The following is a 16,043-nucleotide window of genomic DNA, read 5'->3' as shown; positions in this document are numbered from 1 at the left end:
CCGCCCGGGTCACGCCGGATAGGCGTGCACCTGGGCGGCCTTGACGGTGGCCCAGACCTCGGCCCCCGGGTGGAGGCCGAGTTCGGCGGTCGCGGCGGTCGACAGGTCGGCGGCGAGCGGGAGTTCGCCCTCGACGTCGACACGGATGCGGTCGCCGCGGGACTCCAGACCGGCCACCTTGCCGTGCCACAGGTTGCGGGCGCTCGTACCGGCGGGCCGCTCCCGGTACAGCGTGACCGCGTCGGGCGGGAACGCCGCGAAGGCCGGGCCCGTCAAAGCGTCGGCTGTGGTGATCGCCGGTCCGCCGGGGAGCGTCACGGCGAGGCCCGCGCCCTCGCCCCGGTAGAGGTTGAGACCCACCAGGTGCGCGATGTAGTCCGTGCGGGGGCGGCGGGCGACCTCGGCCGGGGTGCCCTCCTGGACGGCGCGGCCGTCCTCGATGACGACCAGCCGGTCGGCCAGCACCATCGCGTCCAGCGGGTCGTGCGTCACCAGCACGGCCACCGCCTCGAACTCCGCCAGATGGCGCCGCAGTTGCGAGCGGACCTCCAGCCGGGTGCGGGCGTCCAGCGCGGCCAGCGGCTCGTCCAGCAGCAGCAGCCGCGGCCGGGTCGCCAGCGCACGGGCCAGGGCGACGCGCTGCGCCTGCCCCCCGGACAGCCGCCGCGGCCGGGCCGCGGCGTGCTCGGCCAGCCCCATGCGCTCCAGCCACGCGGCGGCCTCGGTGCGCGCCCGCGCCTTCGGCACGCCCCGGCAGCGCGGGCCGAAGGCCACGTTCTCCAGCGCGGACAGGTGCGGGAAGAGCAGGTAGTCCTGGAAGACCACGCCGACCGGGCGGGTCTCGGGCGGCATCCCGTCCAGTTCCGTCCCGTCCAGCAGCAGCCGTCCGCCGGTCAGCGGCGTCAGCCCGGCCAGGGCGCGCAGCGCGGTGGTCTTGCCCGCGCCGTTGGGCCCGAGCAGCGCCAGGACCTCGCCGGGGGCGGCGGTCAGGGCGACGTCCAGGCGGAACGTGCCCCGCTCGACGAGGAGTTCGGCCAGCAGGCCGTCCGTGTCGCTCACGCGGCCGCCATCCAGCGGTCGCGCAGTCCGGCGAGGACCGCGACGGAGACGGCGAGCAGGACGAGGCTCAGCGCGATGGCCGCGGCCGGGTCGCTCTGCAGGGCCAGGTAGACGGCCAGCGGCATCGTCTGGGTGCGGCCGGGGAAGTTGCCGGCGAAGGTGATGGTGGCGCCGAACTCGCCGAGCGCGCGCGCCCACGCCAGGACGGACCCGGCGGCGATGCCCGGGGCGATCAGCGGCAGTGTGACGCGGCGGAACGCGGTGAAGCGGGAGGCGCCGAGCGTGGTGGCGGCCTCCTCGTAGCGGGGGTCGGCGGCGCGCAGCGTGCCCTCCACGCTGATCACCAGGAACGGCATGGCCACGAACGCCTCGGCGACGATCACCCCGGTCGTGGTGAACGGCAGCGTGAGCCCGAACCACTGGTCCAGGTACCGGCCCACGACGCCGTTGCGGCCCAGCGCCAGCAGCAGGGCGACACCGCCGACGACCGGGGGCAGCACCAGCGGCAGCGTCACCAGCGCCCGTACCACGCGGCGCCCGGGGAACTCGGTGCGTGCCAGCAGCCAGGCCAGGGGCACGCCCAGCACGAGCGTCACCGCGGTCGCGCAGGTCGCGCAGACCAGCGACAGCCGCAGCGCCTGCCACACCCCGGGGCTGGTCAGCTGGTGCGGGAGCTCGCTCCACGGGGTGCGCACCAGCAGCCCGGCGAGCGGCAGCACCAGGAAGGCGAGGCCGACCAGCGCGGGCAGCAGCAGGGGCAGCGGCACCGGGGAACGGTGACGGCGCGGCCGGGCCTTCACGGGGCCGGCCGCGCTGCCGAGGACGTCGTCCGTCACAGGCTGTCGTCCGTCACGGGTTGAGGAAGCCCGCGGCGCTCAGCACCTTGGCGCCCTCGGGGGACTCCACCAGGGCGATGAAGGCCTTGGCGGCCTCGGCGTTGGGGGCGTCCTTGAGCAGGACGATGGGGTAGTCGTTGATGACCTTGGCGGACTCGGGGAACTCCACGCCCTCCACCTTGCCACCGGCGGCCTTCACATCGGTCTTGTAGACCAGCGAGGCGTCGACCTCCTTGAGCTCGACCTTGGTCAGCGCGCTCTTGACGTCCTGCTCGTAGGAGACCGGCGTGAGCTTCAGGCCGCCCGCGTCCAGCGCCTTCTGGGCGGCGGCGCCGCAGGGCACCTCCTTGGCGCACAGGGCGACCTTGAGGCCGGAGGCGGTGAGGTCCTTGAGGGCGTCGACCTTCTTGGGGTTGCCGGGGACGACCGCGATCTCCAGCTGGTTGCGCACGAAGGTCTCCGGCTCCCCGGAGGCGTCGTTCGCGTCGGTGACGATCTTCATCGTCTTCGGGGAGGCGGCCGCGAAGACATCGGCCGGGGCGCCCGAGGTGATGCTCGCGGCGAGCGTGTCGCTGCCGCCGAAGTTGAAGGCCACCTTCGCACCGGGGTGCGCGGCCTCGAACTGCTTGCCCAGCTCGGTGAAGGTCTCCTTGAGCGAGGCCGCGGCGAAGACCGTGACCGTGCCCGTGAGGTTGTCGGCGGGCGAGGCCGAGGTGTCGGCCGAGGACGACGAGGCCGCCGAGGGCGAGGAGGACGCAGAGGCGTCCGACGAGTCGTCGCCGGAGGAGCAGGCGCTCAGGGCCAGCAGCACCGCGGTGCCTCCGACGGCCAGCTGCACAGCCCGGGTCCGGCGGTGCACGGAACGGTTCATCACGTGGTCATTCCCCCTCGGTAAGTGGTCGCGCCAGTGATCGATGATATGCCGCAGGTGCGGCACCGGAGGTCCCTGATGCATTGCATTAGCCAGACGATTCGACAACTCATCCCGTACCTGCGTTTCTGCGGGTGGTCCGCGTGGGTACCGTTGAGCGGGAGGTGCATGCCCGTGACCGCGCCCGTTCCCGCGCCACAGCCGCAGCTCGCCGGATTCGTGCTGAGCGGCGACCTCGCCCGCCCCGCCCCGCTCACCGTGCGCGATCTGCGCGCCTGGCCCCAGCACGAGGCGCGGGTCAGCTTCGAGTGCGCGACCAGCGGGACGCAGCACCACCGCTTCGAGGGGCCGCTGCTGCACGAGGTGCTGTGCGCCGCGGGCCCCGCCTTCGACCCGGCCCGGCGCAAGGACCGGCTGCGCTTCCTCATCGTCGTCACCGGCGCCGACGGCCACCACGCCCTGCTGTCCTGGGGCGAGATCGACCCCGACTTCGGGCGGGCCGCGGTGCTGCTGGCCACCCGTATCGACGGCACACCGCTCGACGGCTCGGGCCCGCAGCTGGTGCTCCCCCAGGACCGGTGCGGGGCACGGCACATCAGCGGCATCACCGCGATCCGGGTGGACGGCGGGTACACGGGCGCCGCGGCGGCCTGATCCCCGTACGATCGGCCGGATGCACGCCTCCTCCCCCTCGTCCTCTTCCTCCGCCCCTGACGCAACACCCGCATCACCTGTCACTTCCGTCTCACCCGCCGGTCTCGTCCGCGCCTTCCACACCGCCTTCGGCCTCGACGTGCGCTCCGCCCCCGCCGAGATCTCCCCCGCGCACGCCGCCCACCGCCAGGACCTGCTGGCGGAGGAGGTGGCCGAGGTCGCGGAGGCCTCCGCCGAGGGCTCGCTGCCCCACCTCGCGCACGAGCTGGCCGACGTGGTCTACATCGCGTACGGCACGGCGCTGGTCCACGGCATCGACCTCGACGCCGTGATCGCCGAGGTGCACCGCGCCAACATGTCCAAACTGGGCCCCGACGGGCGTCCGGCGCTGCGCGCCGACGGCAAGGTCCTCAAGGGCGAGCACTACCGCGCCCCGGACGTCGCCGGGGTACTGCGTGCCCAGGGCTGGACGCCCCCCGGGGCCTAGCGCACGGGCCGCGGCGGCGGGGCGGGCGCGGCCTCCCGTGCCGCGGCCGGGCCCTGGTGTCACGCTGGGATAACCAGGGTCGGACCCCGCCGAAGGGAGCGCCATGATCACCACAGACTTCGTCCCCGGTTCGCCGTGCTGGGTGGACCTCGGGGCGCCGGACGTGGATGCCGCGGCCGCCTTCTACGGCGCGGTCTTCGGCTGGGACTTCGAGCGGTTCGCCCTGGAGGACGCCGATTTCGGCCTCTTCCGGCTGCACGGGCGGACGGTGGGCGCGGTCGGCCGGCTCACCGAGGAGGGCGCCCGCCCCGCGTGGATGATCTACTTCCGCGCCCTCGACGTCGAGGTGACCACCTGGGCCGCGATGCGGGCGGGCGCCTCGGTGCGGCGGGAGCCGCACGACGTACAGGACGCCGGCAGGCTGGCGCAGCTCACCGACCCGCTGGGCGCCGAGTTCGCCGTGTGGCAGCCGCGGGGGACCCAGGGCTTCGGCACCGCCGACCTGCCGGGCTCCCTGTGCTGGACCGAGCTGTACACGACGGACGCGGCGGCCGCGAAGGAGTTCTACGGCTCCCTCTTCGGCTGGAAGACCGACGACATGCCGCTGCCCGGCGGGAGCGGGGCCACGTACACCGTGATCACACCCGCCGGGGAGAGCCAGGAACGGATGCAGGGCGGGCTGATGGAGATGGCCCCGGAGTTCCTCACGCTGAACGACGGGCGTCCCTACTGGCACCCGGTCTTCGCCGCCGAGGACTGCGACGACGTCGTCGCCCGCGTCACCGGCAACGGCGGTGCGCTCCAGATGGGCCCCGAGGACGCCGAGGGCGTCGGCCGGCTGGCGGTCTGCCTCGACCCGTCGGGTGCGGACTTCGTCCTGCTGACCCCGGCACCTCCCGCCTGAGCGGGGTCCGGGGGAGAATCGGGGGCATGACGGAGCGCAAACCACCCGGTGTCCCGTTCGAGTCGTGGGTCGACCACCAGATCCGCGACGCCGCCGAACGCGGCGCCTTCGAGGACCTGCCCGGGGCGGGCAGGCCGCTGCCCTCGCTGGACGAGCCCTACGACGAGCTGTGGTGGATCCGGCGGAAGATGGCCCGCGAGGGCCTGAGCCCGCTGCCGCCCGCCCTCGCGCTGCGCAAGGAGGCCGAGGACGCCCTGGCCAAGGCGCGCAAAGCCCCGTCCGAACGCCTGGTCCGGGCCATCCTGGACGGCGTCAACGACAAGATCCGCGCGGCGCTGCGCATGCCGCCGCCCGGTCCGCCGCTCGGGCTGAGGCCCTTCGACGTCGACCAGGTCGTGGCCGAATGGCGGGAGCGGAATCAGCCCTGACCCGGGTCATTCCGCGGACCGGGCCCCGTCCTCCCGCCCGCGGCGCACTTCCTGGAGCACCCAGGTGTTGCCGTCGGGGTCCGCGAAGTCGGCGAAGGAGTTGTACGGGGTGCGGTCCGGGTCGGTGCCGTCCACCCAGCCGGCCGGCGTCATGTGCCGTACGGCGCTCACGGTGACACCGCGGGCGGTCAACTCCGCGTGCGCGGCCTCGATGTCGTCGACGACGAGGTGCAGTCCGCGCACCGAACCGGGCGCCGCGTCCGTGATGCCCTTGCCCACCGCGACCGAGCACCCGGACCCGGGCGGGTCGAGCTGGACGACCCGGAAGTCGTCGCCCGCCCGGTGGTCGACATGCACGGCGAAGCCGAGCTGCTCGCTGTAGAAGGCCTTGGCGCGGTCGACGTCGGTGACCGGCAGCAGCACGAGTTCCAGCCTGAGATCCATGGGGCGTCCCCTTCCGTCGGTGCTACGGATCGTGCCACGCGCGCGGACGGACCCGCGGTCACTTCGCCCATCGTGCGTGCCGGTCCGTTCCGGGGAACGGGGGGCGCCGCGGCGGGCGGCGGCGCAGGGGGCTGCGGGCCGGTGGCGACGGTGCGCCGTCCGCTCGGGCGGACCCGGAGGGTCCCCGGTTGCGGGACGGGGTGGGCTGAAAAATAGTCGGAGGATGACAGACCGGCCGCGGGGCGGGATCCGGGACGGGCTCCGTGCCGTGCGTGCCGGTCTGCCGCGCCGGGCGCGGGAGCTGCGCGGGGGTGCCGAGCGGCGGTTCCCGGTCATCACCCGGCTGGCCGCGCGGCTGCTGACCGTGAACGTCCTCGACGCCGGGACCCGGCTGGCGGCGCAGGTCTTCCTCACCGCCGTGCCGCTAATTTTTGTCGTCACCTCCCTCGCGCCCGACGACCTGCGCCGCGACATCTTCGACTCGCTGGAGGTCCTGCTGGGGCTGGACGGCGCGTCGCAGCAGCAGTTGAGCCGGCTGGCGGAGGCCGAGGCGGGCAATCTGCGGGAGACGGTCGGCGCGGTGGGCAGCCTCATGGTGCTGCTGTCCGCGACCGCGTGCAGCCGGTCGATGCAGCGGGTCTGCGAACGGGCCTGGCGGCTGCCGAAGTCCGCTGCCCGGATCGCGGTGTGGCGGTGGTTCGCCTGGGTCGTGACGATGCTGGTCGTCGTCTTCCTGCTGGGTCCCCTGCGGGACGCCTTCGGTGTCGGCGAGTGGCTGGGCGTCCCCCTGTCGCTGGCGTGCGGCATCGCCGTGTGGTGGTGGACGCAGCACCTGCTGCTCGGGGGGCGGGTCGGCTGGCGGCGGCTGTTCCCCGGTGCCGTCCTCACCGCGGCGGTCCTGGAGGTCGCGTACCTCGCCGCCCCGCTCTACGTTCCCCGGGCCCTCAACCGCAGCCTGGAGGCCTACGGTTCGCTCGGCTCGGTCTTCACGCTGCTGTCCTGCCTCATCGCCGCCTGCGTCGCGGTCGCGGTGTGCATCACCTTCGGCGCCGTCCTTTCCCCCGAGCAGCCGCCCGCGGGGGTCAGTGGCGGAGGGCGGCGTCCACGGTCGCCCTGACGGTGCCGGTGAGGTCGCGGTGGCTGCGGGCGGTGGCGTGGGCGTTGCCGTGGGCGGGGACGCCGGGGACGGTGACGACGACCGCGTCGAGCAGCTTGCCGCCGGCGTCGCGGAAGGAGACCTGCACGGTGTAAGTGGCCTGCTTCGCGCCGTTGTTGGTGGCGGTGACGGGGACGGTGGCCCGGCCCTCGCCATGGGCCGTGGCGACGGTGCCGAGGCGGATGTCGGCCTTGGCGTCGACGCCGCCCTTGACGCGGGCGAGCTCCGAGGCCGCCGCGGCGGTCGCCGACGCCAGGGCTTCCCCTCCGCGGGCGGCCAGGGAGGACGCGGCGGAGGCGGCACGGGACCTGTCGACGGAGGGGAGTCGGCTGCCGTCCGAGCAGCCGCTCGCGGCACCTGCCGTGACGGTCAGTACGGCCGCCGCGCACATCGCGCGCCACCGGTTGTCTGGGGTCATCGCCTGCCTCCGTACCGCTTCTGACGCCTCATATGGCACATCCTGCACAATACGGATTAAATGACCGTGGCGCGTGGTCAGGGAAAAGGGGCGAGGAGATGGCAGGCACGGACCCCGAGGGCGATGACCTCGCCGGACTGCGCGCCCGGCTGGCCGCGCTGGAGGCGCGTGAGGCCCCGGCGCCCGCCGGCCGCCGCCGGCACCACCCGGTCAGGGCCTTCTTCTCCGCGCTGCTGATCGTCCTCGCCTGCGTCCTCGTCCCGCTCAGCGCCCTGGCCGTCTGGGTGAACTCGCAGATCGGCGACACCGACCGCTACGTCGCCACCGTGGCGCCCCTCGCCTCCGACCGCGACGTCCAGGACGCCGCCGCGAACCGCATCACCGGCGCCGTCATGCAGCACATCGACCTGAAATCCCTGCTGGACGAGGTCGCCCCGGCCGACCGCCCGCGACTCGACACCCTCCTGACCCGGCTGTCCGGCCCCCTGACCAGCGGCCTGGAGAGCCTGGTGCACAGCGCGGCCGAACGGGTCGTGCGCAGCGAGGCCTTCCGGACGCTGTGGGTGGAGGCCAACCGCCGCGTCCACGCCACCGTCGACAAGGCCCTCACCGGCCAGGGCGGCGGCGCGGTGCGGCTCACCAACGACACCGTCGCGATCGACCTGGCCCCGGTCATCGACCGGGTCAAGCAGCGCCTGGTCGACGCGGGCGTCACGATCGCCGCGAAGATCCCGCAGGTCCACACCGACTTCACCGTCGTCCGCTCGGAGAAGATCGGGAAGATCAGAACCGCGTTCCGGCTGCTGCAACTCGTCGGCTTCTGGCTGCCGGTCCTCACCGTCGTCCTGGCCGCGGTGGGCGTGCTGCTCGCCGCGCGGCGCCGCCGCTCCCTGGTCGCCGCGGCGCTCGGTTTCGCCGGGGCCGCCCTGGTGCTCGGCGTGGCCCTGACCGTGTTCCGGACGCTGTACCTGGACGCACTGCCCGCGAGCGTCTCGCAGCCCGCGGCGGCGACCGTCTACGACACCCTGATCCGCTTCCTGCGCGGAACCGTCCGCGCCGTGATCGTGCTCGGCGTGGTCGTGGCGCTCGGGGCATGGCTCAGCGGCCCCGGGCGGTACGCCGTCCGGGTGCGCGGGGTCTGGGAGTCCGTGCTCGGCGCCGCGGGGGACGCCGCGGAGCGGGCGGGAATGCGGACCGGACCCGTCGGCCCGTGGCTGGCCCGGCACAAGGTCCTGGTCGCCTGGGTCGTCGTCGCGGCGGCGGGGCTCGTGCTCGCCTTCTGGTCGTACCCGACGGGCTGGGTCGTCGTCTGGCTCGCGCTGGCCGTCGTCCTCGTCCTCGCCGCGGTCGAGTTCCTGGCCCGTCCGGTGCGGTCATGACGTTCGGACTGGCGCGCCGCCAAGTGCGGCCCAAGGTCCCGCTGCTGCACGGCGAGGGCGACAAGTCGCGGCTCACCAGCCTCCAGGGGCTGGCGGCGCTGTCGCTGGACGCGCTCAGCTCGGTGGCGTACGGCCCGGAGTCGATCGTCGTCGTCCTCATCGCGGCCGGCACGGCGGCACTGTCCGCGACGCTGCCGGTCATGCTGGTCATCGCCGCACTGCTGGTCGTGCTGGTGATCTCCTACGGGCAGGTCATCGCCGTCCACCCGGACGGCGGCGGGTCCTACGCGGTCGCCAAGAAGGACCTCGGACGGGGGGTCAGCCTGCTGGCCGCGGCCAGCCTGGTCGTGGACTACGTGCTCACCGTCGCCGTCAGCCTGGCGGCCGGCGCGGCCAGCCTCGCCTCCGCCTTCCCGTCCCTGACGCCGTACCTGCTGGAGATCTGCCTGGGCGGCCTCGGCCTGATCACCCTGGTGAACCTGCGGGGCGTCGCGGACAGCGCACGGGTGCTGATGCTGCCCGCGGTGCTGTTCGTCCTCAGCATCGGCGCGGTTGTGGTCGTGGGCCTGCTGCGCTCCCATCCGGTGGCGGTCGTCGGCACCGCGCAGGCCACGCACGCCACCGAGGCGCTGAGCCTGCTGCTGCTCCTGAAGGCGTTCTCCTCCGGCTGCTCCGCGCTCACCGGCGTGGAGGCCATCGCCAACGCCGTGCCGGCCTTCCGGCCGCCCAAGGTGCGGCGCGCCCAGCGGACCGAGCTGATGCTCGGCGTGCTGCTGGCGCTGATGCTCGTCGGGCTCGGCTTCCTGATCCGGCGCGACGAGGTGGCGCCGCGCGGCGGCGTGACGATCCTGGCGCAGCTCACCGCCGGTTCCTTCGGGGACGGCTGGCCCTACTACGCGACCAACCTCATCGTGACGTTCGTCCTGGGCCTGGCCGCGAACACCAGCTTCGGCGGGCTGCCCGTGCTGATGAGCCTGCTGGCGCGCGACGACCGGCTGCCGCACGTCTTCGGGCTGCGCGCCGAACGGCCGGTCTACCGCTACGGGGTGGTGGCCCTCGGGGTGGTGGCGGCGGTCCTGCTGATCGTCGTGGACGCCGACACCCAGCGGCTGATCCCGCTGTACGCGATCGGCGTGTTCATCGGCTTCACCGTCAGCCAGACCGGCCTGGTGCGGCACTGGGCCGGCGCCCGGCCGCGCGGCTGGCTGTCCCGGGCGCTGCTCAACGGCCTGGGGGCACTGCTGACCGCGCTCGCCGGGGTGATCCTGCTGACCAGCAAGTTCCTGGAGGGCGCCTGGGTGGTCGTCATCGCGGTGCCGCTGCTGATGCTGCTGTTCGCCCGCATCGAGCGGTACTACGCGCGGGTCCGCGAGGAACTCAGGCCCGGGCAGATCCCCGACGCCCCGCGGCGCACCGACAGCCTGGTCATCGTGCCGCTGGGCGAGGTCAGCCGGCTCGCCCGGCACGCGCTGACCGCGGCCATGGCGCTCGGCGACGAGGTGGTGGTCGTCGCCGTGCACTGCGACCCGGAGAAGAGCCGCAGCCTGCTGGAGACCTGGGAGCGCTGGCACCCCGGGGTGCGCCTGGACGTCATCGAGAGCCCGCACCGCTCCCTGGTGCAGCCGATCCTCGCCTACGTCAAGCGGGCCGCCGTCGGCGGGCGGCAGGTCGCCGTGCTCATCCCGGAGGTCGAGCCCCGGCACCGCCGCTACCGCATCCTGCAGAACCAGCGCGGCATCCTGCTCGCCACCGTCCTGCGGGCCCGGACCGACGTGGTGGTCTGCCTGGTGCCGTACCGCCTCGACATCTGACGGCGGCGGGTGGCCCCGCCGCCCGGCAACCGTTCCGGGCCGGGGCTGTACGGCGGCGCGTCCGAGGTGCTGCGGAGTGCGGCCTTCGGTGCGGCGCCGACGCTGTCGCGGGCCGCGCTGGAGCACCCGCCCGCCCGGCCCGCCGCGCTGCACCGGGCGACGGGACGGCCTCCCGGCGCGACGGCCTGTCAGGGACGCCCGACGGCGCACCGGGCCCGGGGGCGGGCGCCGCATCATTCCCGCCGGGGCCGCTGCGCCTACCATCACCGCCGTGAGAACCGATGCGCACACCGGCGGCCGCGTCCTGGTCGCCGACGACGACGCCGCCATACGCAGGTCCCTGGAGCGGGGGCTGCGGCTCGGCGGCTTCTCGGTGGCCCTGGCCGCCGGCGGGCACGCCGCGCTCGGCGCCGTCCGCGAGGGCGCGCCCGACGTGGTCGTACTCGACATCTCCATGCCGGACCTCAGCGGGATCGAGGTCTGCCGGACCCTGCGGGCGGAGCACAACGAGGTCCCCGTGCTGATGCTCTCCGCCCTCGACGAACTCGCCGACCGGGTCGCCGGACTCCAGGCGGGCGGCGACGACTACCTGGTCAAGCCGTTCGCCCTGGAGGAGCTCGTACTGCGGCTGCACGCCCTGCTGCGCCGCCGCCCGCCCGCGCCCTCCGACACGGTGCGGGCCGGCGGCCTGCTCGTCGACCCGGCGACCCGGCAGGCGCGCCTGGACGGGCAGCCGCTGGCGCTCACCCGGCGCGAGTTCGAGCTGCTGGAGGTCCTGGCCCGCAACGCGGGACTGGTGATGACCCGCGACCAGTTGCTCGACCGCGTCTGGGGCTACGACTTCGACGTGCGCACCGACGCCGTCGACACCTTCGTCAGCTACCTGCGGCGCAAGCTGGAGGCCGGCGGCCGCCCGCGCATCCTCCACACGGTGCGGGGCGTCGGCTTCGTCCTGCGCGACGACCGCACGGGCGGCCGGCCATGAGGCTGTCGACACGGGTCGCCCTCGCCGTGGGCGCCGTGGTGCCGCTGCTCGTGCTGGCCTCCGGCGCGCTGCTCATCCGGCTGGTCGCCTCGGACCTGCACGCCCAGCAGGACGCGCACCTGCGGGAGCGGGCCGCGGCGGTCGCGCCGGACGCCCGCGCCCTGCTGCGGGTCAGCGCGGCCGACCGCCCCGCGGCCGAACAGGCCCGCAGCCGACGGCTGTTCGCCTCGGCGCTCGACGTCGGCATCCGGCTCACCGGCCCGGACGGCACCGTCGAGGGCGGCCCGCTGCCCGCCGCCTCGGTCGTGCTGCCCGCCGCCGCGCCCCGCCCCGTCACGGTCGGCGCCGGGGGCGTGCGCTGGCGCGTGCTGTCGCGGCCGGTGGCCGGCTCGCGCAAGGCGGCCACCGGCACGCTGTGGGTCTTCTCGCCCGACGCGGCGACCGAGGCCCAACTGCGGCGGGTCCGCCTGCGCGTGCTGACCGTCGCCCTGCTCGCCGCACCCCTGTCCGGGCTGCTGGCCTGGGCCGCCGCCGGCCGGGCCGTACGACCGCTGCGCCGGCTCCAGCAGCGCGCGGGCGGACTCGACCCGCGGGTCAGCGCGGCCCGCCTGGAGCACACCCCGACCCGGCTCACCGAGGTCGACGACCTGGCGCGCACCCTGCAGACGGTGCTGTCCCGCTACGACGAGCAGGCCGCCCGGACCGGCGAAGCCCTCGCCACCGCCCGCTCGTTCGCGGCCACCGCCTCCCACGAACTGCGCAACCCGCTCATGAGCATCGGCACCAACCTCGACATCCTGACCCGGTACCCCGACCTGCCCGGCGGCGACCGCGCCGAGGTGCTGGCCGACCTGCGCGCCGAACACGCCCGCGTACTCGGCCTGCTGGTGATGCTGCGCGCCCTCGCCCAGGGCGACCTGGTCGAGGAGGACACCTTCGTGCCGGTCGACGCGGGCGAACTCGTGGACGCCGCTGTCGCCGGGCTGCGCCGCCGCCACCCCGAGGCCCGGGTGAGCGTCACCACCGCCCCGGGGCTGCTCGTGCGCGGCTGGGAGCAGGGACTGCGCTCCCTGACCGACAACCTGCTGACCAACGCGCTCGTCCACGGCCGCCCGGCGAGCGGCCCGCCCGCCGTCGAGGTCGTCCTGCGGCGCAGCCGCGACGAGCGGGCCCCCGCGGTCGTCCTCACCGTCGACGACCACGGCCCCGGCGTCCCGCCCGAGGCCCGCGCGGCGGTCTTCGAACGCTTCCACCACCGCCCCGGCAGCCCCGGTTCCGGCCTCGGACTCACCCTGGTCGCCCAGCAGATCGCCCTCCACCGCGGCACGGTCGCCGTCGCGGACCGCCCCGACGGCGGGCCGGGCGCGCGCTTCGAGATACGGCTGCCGCTCAGCGGGGTCCGCGGCGGCGAGCCGACGCTGCCACTGCTGCGCCGCGACTGGCTGTCGGCGCAACGGCGTGAGGAGCCACAGGGTTTCCACAAAGACGCTCCCTAGCTTTCCGGTCCGAGGGGCGTGCTCCGCGTCCCCGCGACCCGAAGGAGGACGTCATGCGACGCCGTACCACCGCCGTGGCCCTCGCCACCGTCGTCACCGTGCTGGGACTCGCCGCCCCGGCCGGCGCCGCTACCACCGCGCCGGGCCCGAAGGGCGACGGGGCCAAGGCGCTGTGCAAGCGCGCCGACCGGATCGACGCCCGCATCGACCGGGCACTGAAGCGGCTGAACGGGCCCGTCACGCAGCGCGGTTCGGTCAATCGCCTCCAGCAGCGCGTCGACAACGCCAAGGCGGCCGGCCACACGGAGATCGAGACGTACCTCAACGACCGGCTCACCTTCCGCACCTCCCTGGTGCCGACGCTGCAGCAGCGGCGCACGGACCTCGGCAAGGTCCAGGACTGGTGCGCCGCGCACCACGACGGCGCCGCCTCGTGACCCGCCGCCGCGCCGCCGCCCTGGCCGCCGCCGCCGCGGCCTGCACCGCCCTGCTGACCGCCTGCGAGCCGTCCGGCAGCGCCGCGCCCGCCCCGTCCGGCGGTCCCGCCTCCGTCGCCCCGGTCCCCTCCGACCTCAGCCGGATCGTGGACGACGCCGAGAGCGCGGCCGCCCGCGCGGACGCCGACGCGGCCCGCGGCGACGGCTGATCAGGCCGGGTCGAACAGGGCGCTCACCGATTCGCCGTCGTGGATCCGGCGCACGGCCTCGGCCAGCGCCGGCGCCACGGACAGCACCGTCAGCTTCGCCGTGCGCTGCGCCTCGGGGACGGGCACGGTGTCGGTGCACACGATCTCCAGCACGTCCGGCTCCTCCGACAGGCGCTTCAGGGCGCCCGCCGCGAACAGGCCGTGCGTGCAGGCGACGCGAATCGAGCGGGCGCCCAGTTCCCGCAGCCGTTCCAGCAGTTCCAGCACCGTGCTGCCCTTGGCGATCTCGTCGTCCAGGACGATCACGTCCCGCCCGGCGATCTCGCCGATCACCGCGCTGATGCTCACCCGGTCGTCGGCGAAGCGCTGCTTGGCCCCCGCCGCGACCGGCACACCCAGCATCCGGGCGAACGCGGCCGCCTCCTTGGCGTTGCCCAGGTCCGGCGAGACGACCGTGGCACGGGACAGGTCGTACCCGCGGAAGTGCGCCGCCAGTTCGCGCAGCGCGTGCAGATGGTCGACGGGCACGCTGAAGAAGCCGTGCACCTGCGGGGAGTGCAGCGTCATGGCGAGCACGCGGCTCGCGCCCGCCGCGACCAGCAGATCGGCGACCAGACGCCCCCCGATGGAGATGCGGGGGGCGTCCTTCTTGTCGGACCGCGCGTAGGAGTAGTGCGGCATCACCACGGTGATCCGTGCCGCGGACGCGCCCCGTGCCGCGTCGCACATCAACAGCAGCTCCACCAGGTGCTCCTGGACGGGCGCCACCAGCGGCTGGATCAGGAAGACGTCCCGCTCGCGGCAGTTGGCCTGCAACTGCACTTCCAGGCAGTCGTTGGCGAACCGGCTGACCCGCGCCGGGCTGAGCTTCACCCCCAGGTGGGCGCAGAGCTCGGAGGCGAGTTGAGGATGGGCACTGCCGCTGAAAACCGCGATGTCGCGCACGCTGCGCATCCTACGGGCGGCCCTCGCGGAACCGGCGCCTGACGGCCGCCCGCCAGGGGTGAATCGGGGGCGTGAGGGGCGGCTGCGCGCCCGGGGAGGTCGTCACGGGCACAGCATCGTGCGGGACGGGCGCCGCCGTCACGGGGATTTCTGCCGGGGGCCACGGCTGCCGGGCCGGTCGGAGGAGGGGGCGGCGTCACGCCCCCGACCCGGGGGCCACCTGGGGATTCGCGTAGGCTGCGGCTGCTGTGCCTGCCCGAATCCGCCGACGTGCGAGGTGTTCCCCGTGATGAACGACGCGTCCGTTCCCGTGGCCGTCGTCGGGGTCGGGGCGGACGGCTGGGACGGGCTGCCGGAGGCTTCGCGGGGGGTGCTGGCCGCGGCCGAGGTCGTGATCGGGGGGCCGCGCCAACTCGGGCTGCTGCCCGAAGAGGTCGCGGGCGAGCGGGTCGTGTGGCCGTCGCCGTTGCGGCCGGCCGTGCCGGGGCTGATGGCCGCGCACGCGGGACGCCGGATCGCGGTGCTGGCCAGCGGTGACCCCATGTTCCACGGGATCGGGCGCACGCTCACCGAGGTGCTGGGGGCCGGGCGGCTCCGGGTGCTGCCGCATCCCTCCTCGGTGGCGTACGCCTGCGCCCGGCTGGGCTGGGCGGTGGAGGACACCGAGGTCGTGAGCCTGGTCGGCCGTCCCCTCGCGGCGCTGTCCGCGGTCCTGTACGACGGGCGCCGCGTGCTGGCGCTGAGCGCGGGCGCCGGGACGCCCGCCGAGGTCGCCGGGCTGCTGAGGGAACGCGGCTTCGCCGGCAGCCGGATGCGGGTGCTGGAGCAGCTGGGCTCGGACCGCGAACGCGTCCTGGAGGGTACCGCCGACCGGTGGCCGCACGCCCCGGGCGATCCGCTGAACGTCGTCGCCGTGGAGTGCGCCGCCGATCCCGGTGCGCGCAGGCTGGGCGCGGTGCCCGGTCTGCCGGACGACGCGTACGAGCACGACGGCCAGCTGACGAAGCGTCACGTGCGGGCCGCCACCCTGGCCGCCCTGGCGCCCGCGCCCGGCGAGCTGCTGTGGGACGTCGGCGGCGGCTCGGGCTCGATCGCCGTCGAATGGATGCGGGCCCACCGCTCCTGCAGGGCGGTCACGGTGGAGCGCGACCCTGTCCGTGCGGAGCGCATCACCCGCAACGCCGCCGCGCTCGGCGTGCCCGCCCTGCGCGTGGTGACCGGCGGCGCGCCGGAGGCGCTGGCCGGACTCCCCGCCCCCGACGCGGTGTTCGTCGGCGGCGGACTCACCGCCCCCGGCCTGCTGGAAGCCTGCTGGGCGGCCCTGCGGCCGGGCGGCCGACTGGTCGCCAACACCGTCACGCTGGAGTCCGAGGCCCTGCTCGCACGGTGGTACGCCCGGCACGGCGGCGACCTCGTCCGCCTCGCCGTCGCCCACGCCGTGTCGGTCGGCGGTTTCACGGGCTGGCGGCAGGCCATGCCCGTCACCCAGTGGTCCGCCGTCAAGCCCGCAGGGGAGCAGTAGCC

18 protein-coding genes are annotated in these 16,043 nt (G+C 74.9%); 12 read left to right on the top strand and 6 right to left on the bottom strand.

The genetic code is table 11. The features are described from left to right. Nucleotides 1-9: 9 nt before the first annotated feature. From ACIP9H_RS26230 to modA, 3 genes are read right to left on the bottom strand one after another with little or no spacing between them, the layout of a single operon-like run. Nucleotides 10-1,074, bottom strand: coding sequence for an ABC transporter ATP-binding protein (locus tag ACIP9H_RS26230; protein ID WP_401588874.1), 1,065 nt, complete (start codon nt 1,072-1,074; stop codon nt 10-12). Further along, nucleotides 1,056-1,895 (bottom strand): ABC transporter permease, encoded by an 840-nt coding sequence (locus ACIP9H_RS26225; protein ID WP_401588593.1) that lies wholly within the window; start codon nt 1,893-1,895, stop codon nt 1,056-1,058. Before ACIP9H_RS26225 ends, ACIP9H_RS26230 begins: the two co-directional genes overlap by 19 nt. A 13-nt stretch (nt 1,896-1,908) precedes the next feature. Beyond that, complete coding sequence (gene modA, locus ACIP9H_RS26220) at nt 1,909-2,766, bottom strand: molybdate ABC transporter substrate-binding protein (RefSeq protein WP_401588596.1); 858 nt, start codon at nt 2,764-2,766, stop codon at nt 1,909-1,911. A gap of 174 nt (nt 2,767-2,940) precedes the next feature. Between modA and ACIP9H_RS26215 the strand changes: the two genes are divergently transcribed. The 4 genes from ACIP9H_RS26215 (at nt 2,941) to ACIP9H_RS26200 (ending at nt 5,239) form a co-directional block, all read left to right on the top strand. Continuing rightward, nucleotides 2,941-3,420: a molybdopterin-dependent oxidoreductase gene (locus ACIP9H_RS26215; protein ID WP_401588598.1), complete on the top strand. Its 480-nt coding sequence runs from the start codon at nt 2,941-2,943 to the stop codon at nt 3,418-3,420. Nucleotides 3,421-3,439: 19 nt separating this feature from the next. Continuing rightward, on the top strand, nt 3,440-3,907 hold the full coding sequence (locus ACIP9H_RS26210) for a MazG nucleotide pyrophosphohydrolase domain-containing protein (RefSeq protein ID WP_401588601.1): 468 nt from the start codon (nt 3,440-3,442) through the stop codon (nt 3,905-3,907). Nucleotides 3,908-4,010: 103 nt separating this feature from the next. After that, nucleotides 4,011-4,811 carry a VOC family protein gene (locus ACIP9H_RS26205; RefSeq protein WP_401588603.1) on the top strand — a complete coding sequence of 267 codons (801 nt, stop codon included), beginning with the start codon at nt 4,011-4,013 and terminating at the stop codon, nt 4,809-4,811. A 26-nt stretch (nt 4,812-4,837) separates the two neighbouring features. Continuing rightward, on the top strand, nt 4,838-5,239 hold the full coding sequence (locus ACIP9H_RS26200; RefSeq protein WP_401588606.1) for a DUF1992 domain-containing protein: 402 nt from the start codon (nt 4,838-4,840) through the stop codon (nt 5,237-5,239). A 6-nt stretch (nt 5,240-5,245) separates the two neighbouring features. Here the strand turns inward: ACIP9H_RS26200 and ACIP9H_RS26195 are convergent, their stop codons facing one another. Further along, entirely contained in the window at nt 5,246-5,683 is a 438-nt protein-coding gene (locus ACIP9H_RS26195; RefSeq protein WP_401588609.1) for a glyoxalase superfamily protein, read from the bottom strand. A gap of 223 nt (nt 5,684-5,906) precedes the next feature. Here ACIP9H_RS26195 and ACIP9H_RS26190 point away from each other — a divergent pair, with 223 nt between their 5' ends. Then, nucleotides 5,907-6,800 (top strand): YhjD/YihY/BrkB family envelope integrity protein, encoded by an 894-nt coding sequence (locus tag ACIP9H_RS26190; protein WP_401588612.1) that lies wholly within the window; start codon nt 5,907-5,909, stop codon nt 6,798-6,800. On the opposite strand, the gene ACIP9H_RS26185 is transcribed toward ACIP9H_RS26190, so the two are convergent. Continuing rightward, on the bottom strand, nt 6,766-7,257 hold the full coding sequence (locus ACIP9H_RS26185) for a hypothetical protein (RefSeq protein WP_401588615.1): 492 nt from the start codon (nt 7,255-7,257) through the stop codon (nt 6,766-6,768). The genes ACIP9H_RS26190 and ACIP9H_RS26185 overlap by 35 nt on opposite strands. 98 nt (nt 7,258-7,355) lie before the next feature. On the opposite strand from ACIP9H_RS26185, the gene ACIP9H_RS26180 reads away from it, so the two are divergent. The 6 genes from ACIP9H_RS26180 (at nt 7,356) to ACIP9H_RS26155 (ending at nt 13,574) form a co-directional block, all read left to right on the top strand. Next, nucleotides 7,356-8,636 carry a hypothetical protein gene (locus tag ACIP9H_RS26180; protein ID WP_401588618.1) on the top strand — a complete coding sequence of 427 codons (1,281 nt, stop codon included), beginning with the start codon at nt 7,356-7,358 and terminating at the stop codon, nt 8,634-8,636. Beyond that, nucleotides 8,633-10,447, top strand: a complete 1,815-nt coding sequence (locus ACIP9H_RS26175; protein ID WP_401588620.1) for an APC family permease — start codon at nt 8,633-8,635, stop codon at nt 10,445-10,447. The genes ACIP9H_RS26180 and ACIP9H_RS26175 overlap by 4 nt, the downstream gene beginning before the upstream one ends. 271 nt (nt 10,448-10,718) lie before the next feature. Further along, nucleotides 10,719-11,432, top strand: coding sequence for a response regulator transcription factor (locus tag ACIP9H_RS26170; RefSeq protein ID WP_401588623.1), 714 nt, complete (start codon nt 10,719-10,721; stop codon nt 11,430-11,432). Continuing rightward, the gene (locus ACIP9H_RS26165) at nt 11,429-12,928 is read left to right on the top strand and encodes a sensor histidine kinase (RefSeq protein ID WP_401588625.1); all 1,500 of its coding nucleotides are present in this window, start codon (nt 11,429-11,431) and stop codon (nt 12,926-12,928) included. Before ACIP9H_RS26170 ends, ACIP9H_RS26165 begins: the two co-directional genes overlap by 4 nt. A gap of 53 nt (nt 12,929-12,981) precedes the next feature. Beyond that, entirely contained in the window at nt 12,982-13,365 is a 384-nt protein-coding gene (locus ACIP9H_RS26160) for a hypothetical protein (protein ID WP_401588627.1), read from the top strand. Next, nucleotides 13,362-13,574, top strand: a complete 213-nt coding sequence (locus ACIP9H_RS26155; protein WP_401588630.1) for a hypothetical protein — start codon at nt 13,362-13,364, stop codon at nt 13,572-13,574. Before ACIP9H_RS26160 ends, ACIP9H_RS26155 begins: the two co-directional genes overlap by 4 nt. Here ACIP9H_RS26155 and ACIP9H_RS26150 read toward each other — a convergent pair whose 3' ends face one another. Further along, nucleotides 13,575-14,519 (bottom strand): ribose-phosphate diphosphokinase, encoded by a 945-nt coding sequence (locus ACIP9H_RS26150; RefSeq protein WP_401588633.1) that lies wholly within the window; start codon nt 14,517-14,519, stop codon nt 13,575-13,577. It lies immediately after the preceding gene. 289 nt (nt 14,520-14,808) lie between these two features. On the opposite strand from ACIP9H_RS26150, the gene cbiE reads away from it, so the two are divergent. Further along, nucleotides 14,809-16,041: a precorrin-6y C5,15-methyltransferase (decarboxylating) subunit CbiE gene (cbiE, locus tag ACIP9H_RS26145; protein ID WP_401961132.1), complete on the top strand. Its 1,233-nt coding sequence runs from the start codon at nt 14,809-14,811 to the stop codon at nt 16,039-16,041. Nucleotides 16,042-16,043 lie beyond the last annotated feature (2 nt).

The organism is Streptomyces sp. NPDC088732, assembly GCF_044751205.1.
In the GTDB taxonomy this organism is placed as follows: Bacteria; Actinomycetota; Actinomycetes; order Streptomycetales; family Streptomycetaceae; genus Actinacidiphila.
Note: the sequence above shows the minus strand (reverse complement) of the source record. Positions and strands in the feature narration are given on the sequence as shown.

What these genes read in the sequence shown, in the direction of transcription:
- modA (WP_401588596.1), bottom strand. Translation starts at nt 2,766, where the DNA reads ATGAACCGTTCCGTGCACCGCCGGACCCGGGCTGTGCAGCTGGCCGTC.
- ACIP9H_RS26210 (WP_401588601.1), top strand. Translation starts at nt 3,440, where the DNA reads ATGCACGCCTCCTCCCCCTCGTCCTCTTCCTCCGCCCCTGACGCAACA.
- ACIP9H_RS26205 (WP_401588603.1), top strand. Translation starts at nt 4,011, where the DNA reads ATGATCACCACAGACTTCGTCCCCGGTTCGCCGTGCTGGGTGGACCTC.
- ACIP9H_RS26200 (WP_401588606.1), top strand. Translation starts at nt 4,838, where the DNA reads ATGACGGAGCGCAAACCACCCGGTGTCCCGTTCGAGTCGTGGGTCGAC.
- ACIP9H_RS26195 (WP_401588609.1), bottom strand. Translation starts at nt 5,683, where the DNA reads ATGGATCTCAGGCTGGAACTCGTGCTGCTGCCGGTCACCGACGTCGAC.
- ACIP9H_RS26190 (WP_401588612.1), top strand. Translation starts at nt 5,907, where the DNA reads ATGACAGACCGGCCGCGGGGCGGGATCCGGGACGGGCTCCGTGCCGTG.
- ACIP9H_RS26185 (WP_401588615.1), bottom strand. Translation starts at nt 7,257, where the DNA reads ATGACCCCAGACAACCGGTGGCGCGCGATGTGCGCGGCGGCCGTACTG.
- ACIP9H_RS26180 (WP_401588618.1), top strand. Translation starts at nt 7,356, where the DNA reads ATGGCAGGCACGGACCCCGAGGGCGATGACCTCGCCGGACTGCGCGCC.
- ACIP9H_RS26175 (WP_401588620.1), top strand. Translation starts at nt 8,633, where the DNA reads ATGACGTTCGGACTGGCGCGCCGCCAAGTGCGGCCCAAGGTCCCGCTG.
- ACIP9H_RS26165 (WP_401588625.1), top strand. Translation starts at nt 11,429, where the DNA reads ATGAGGCTGTCGACACGGGTCGCCCTCGCCGTGGGCGCCGTGGTGCCG.
- ACIP9H_RS26160 (WP_401588627.1), top strand. Translation starts at nt 12,982, where the DNA reads ATGCGACGCCGTACCACCGCCGTGGCCCTCGCCACCGTCGTCACCGTG.
- cbiE (WP_401961132.1), top strand. Translation starts at nt 14,809, where the DNA reads ATGAACGACGCGTCCGTTCCCGTGGCCGTCGTCGGGGTCGGGGCGGAC.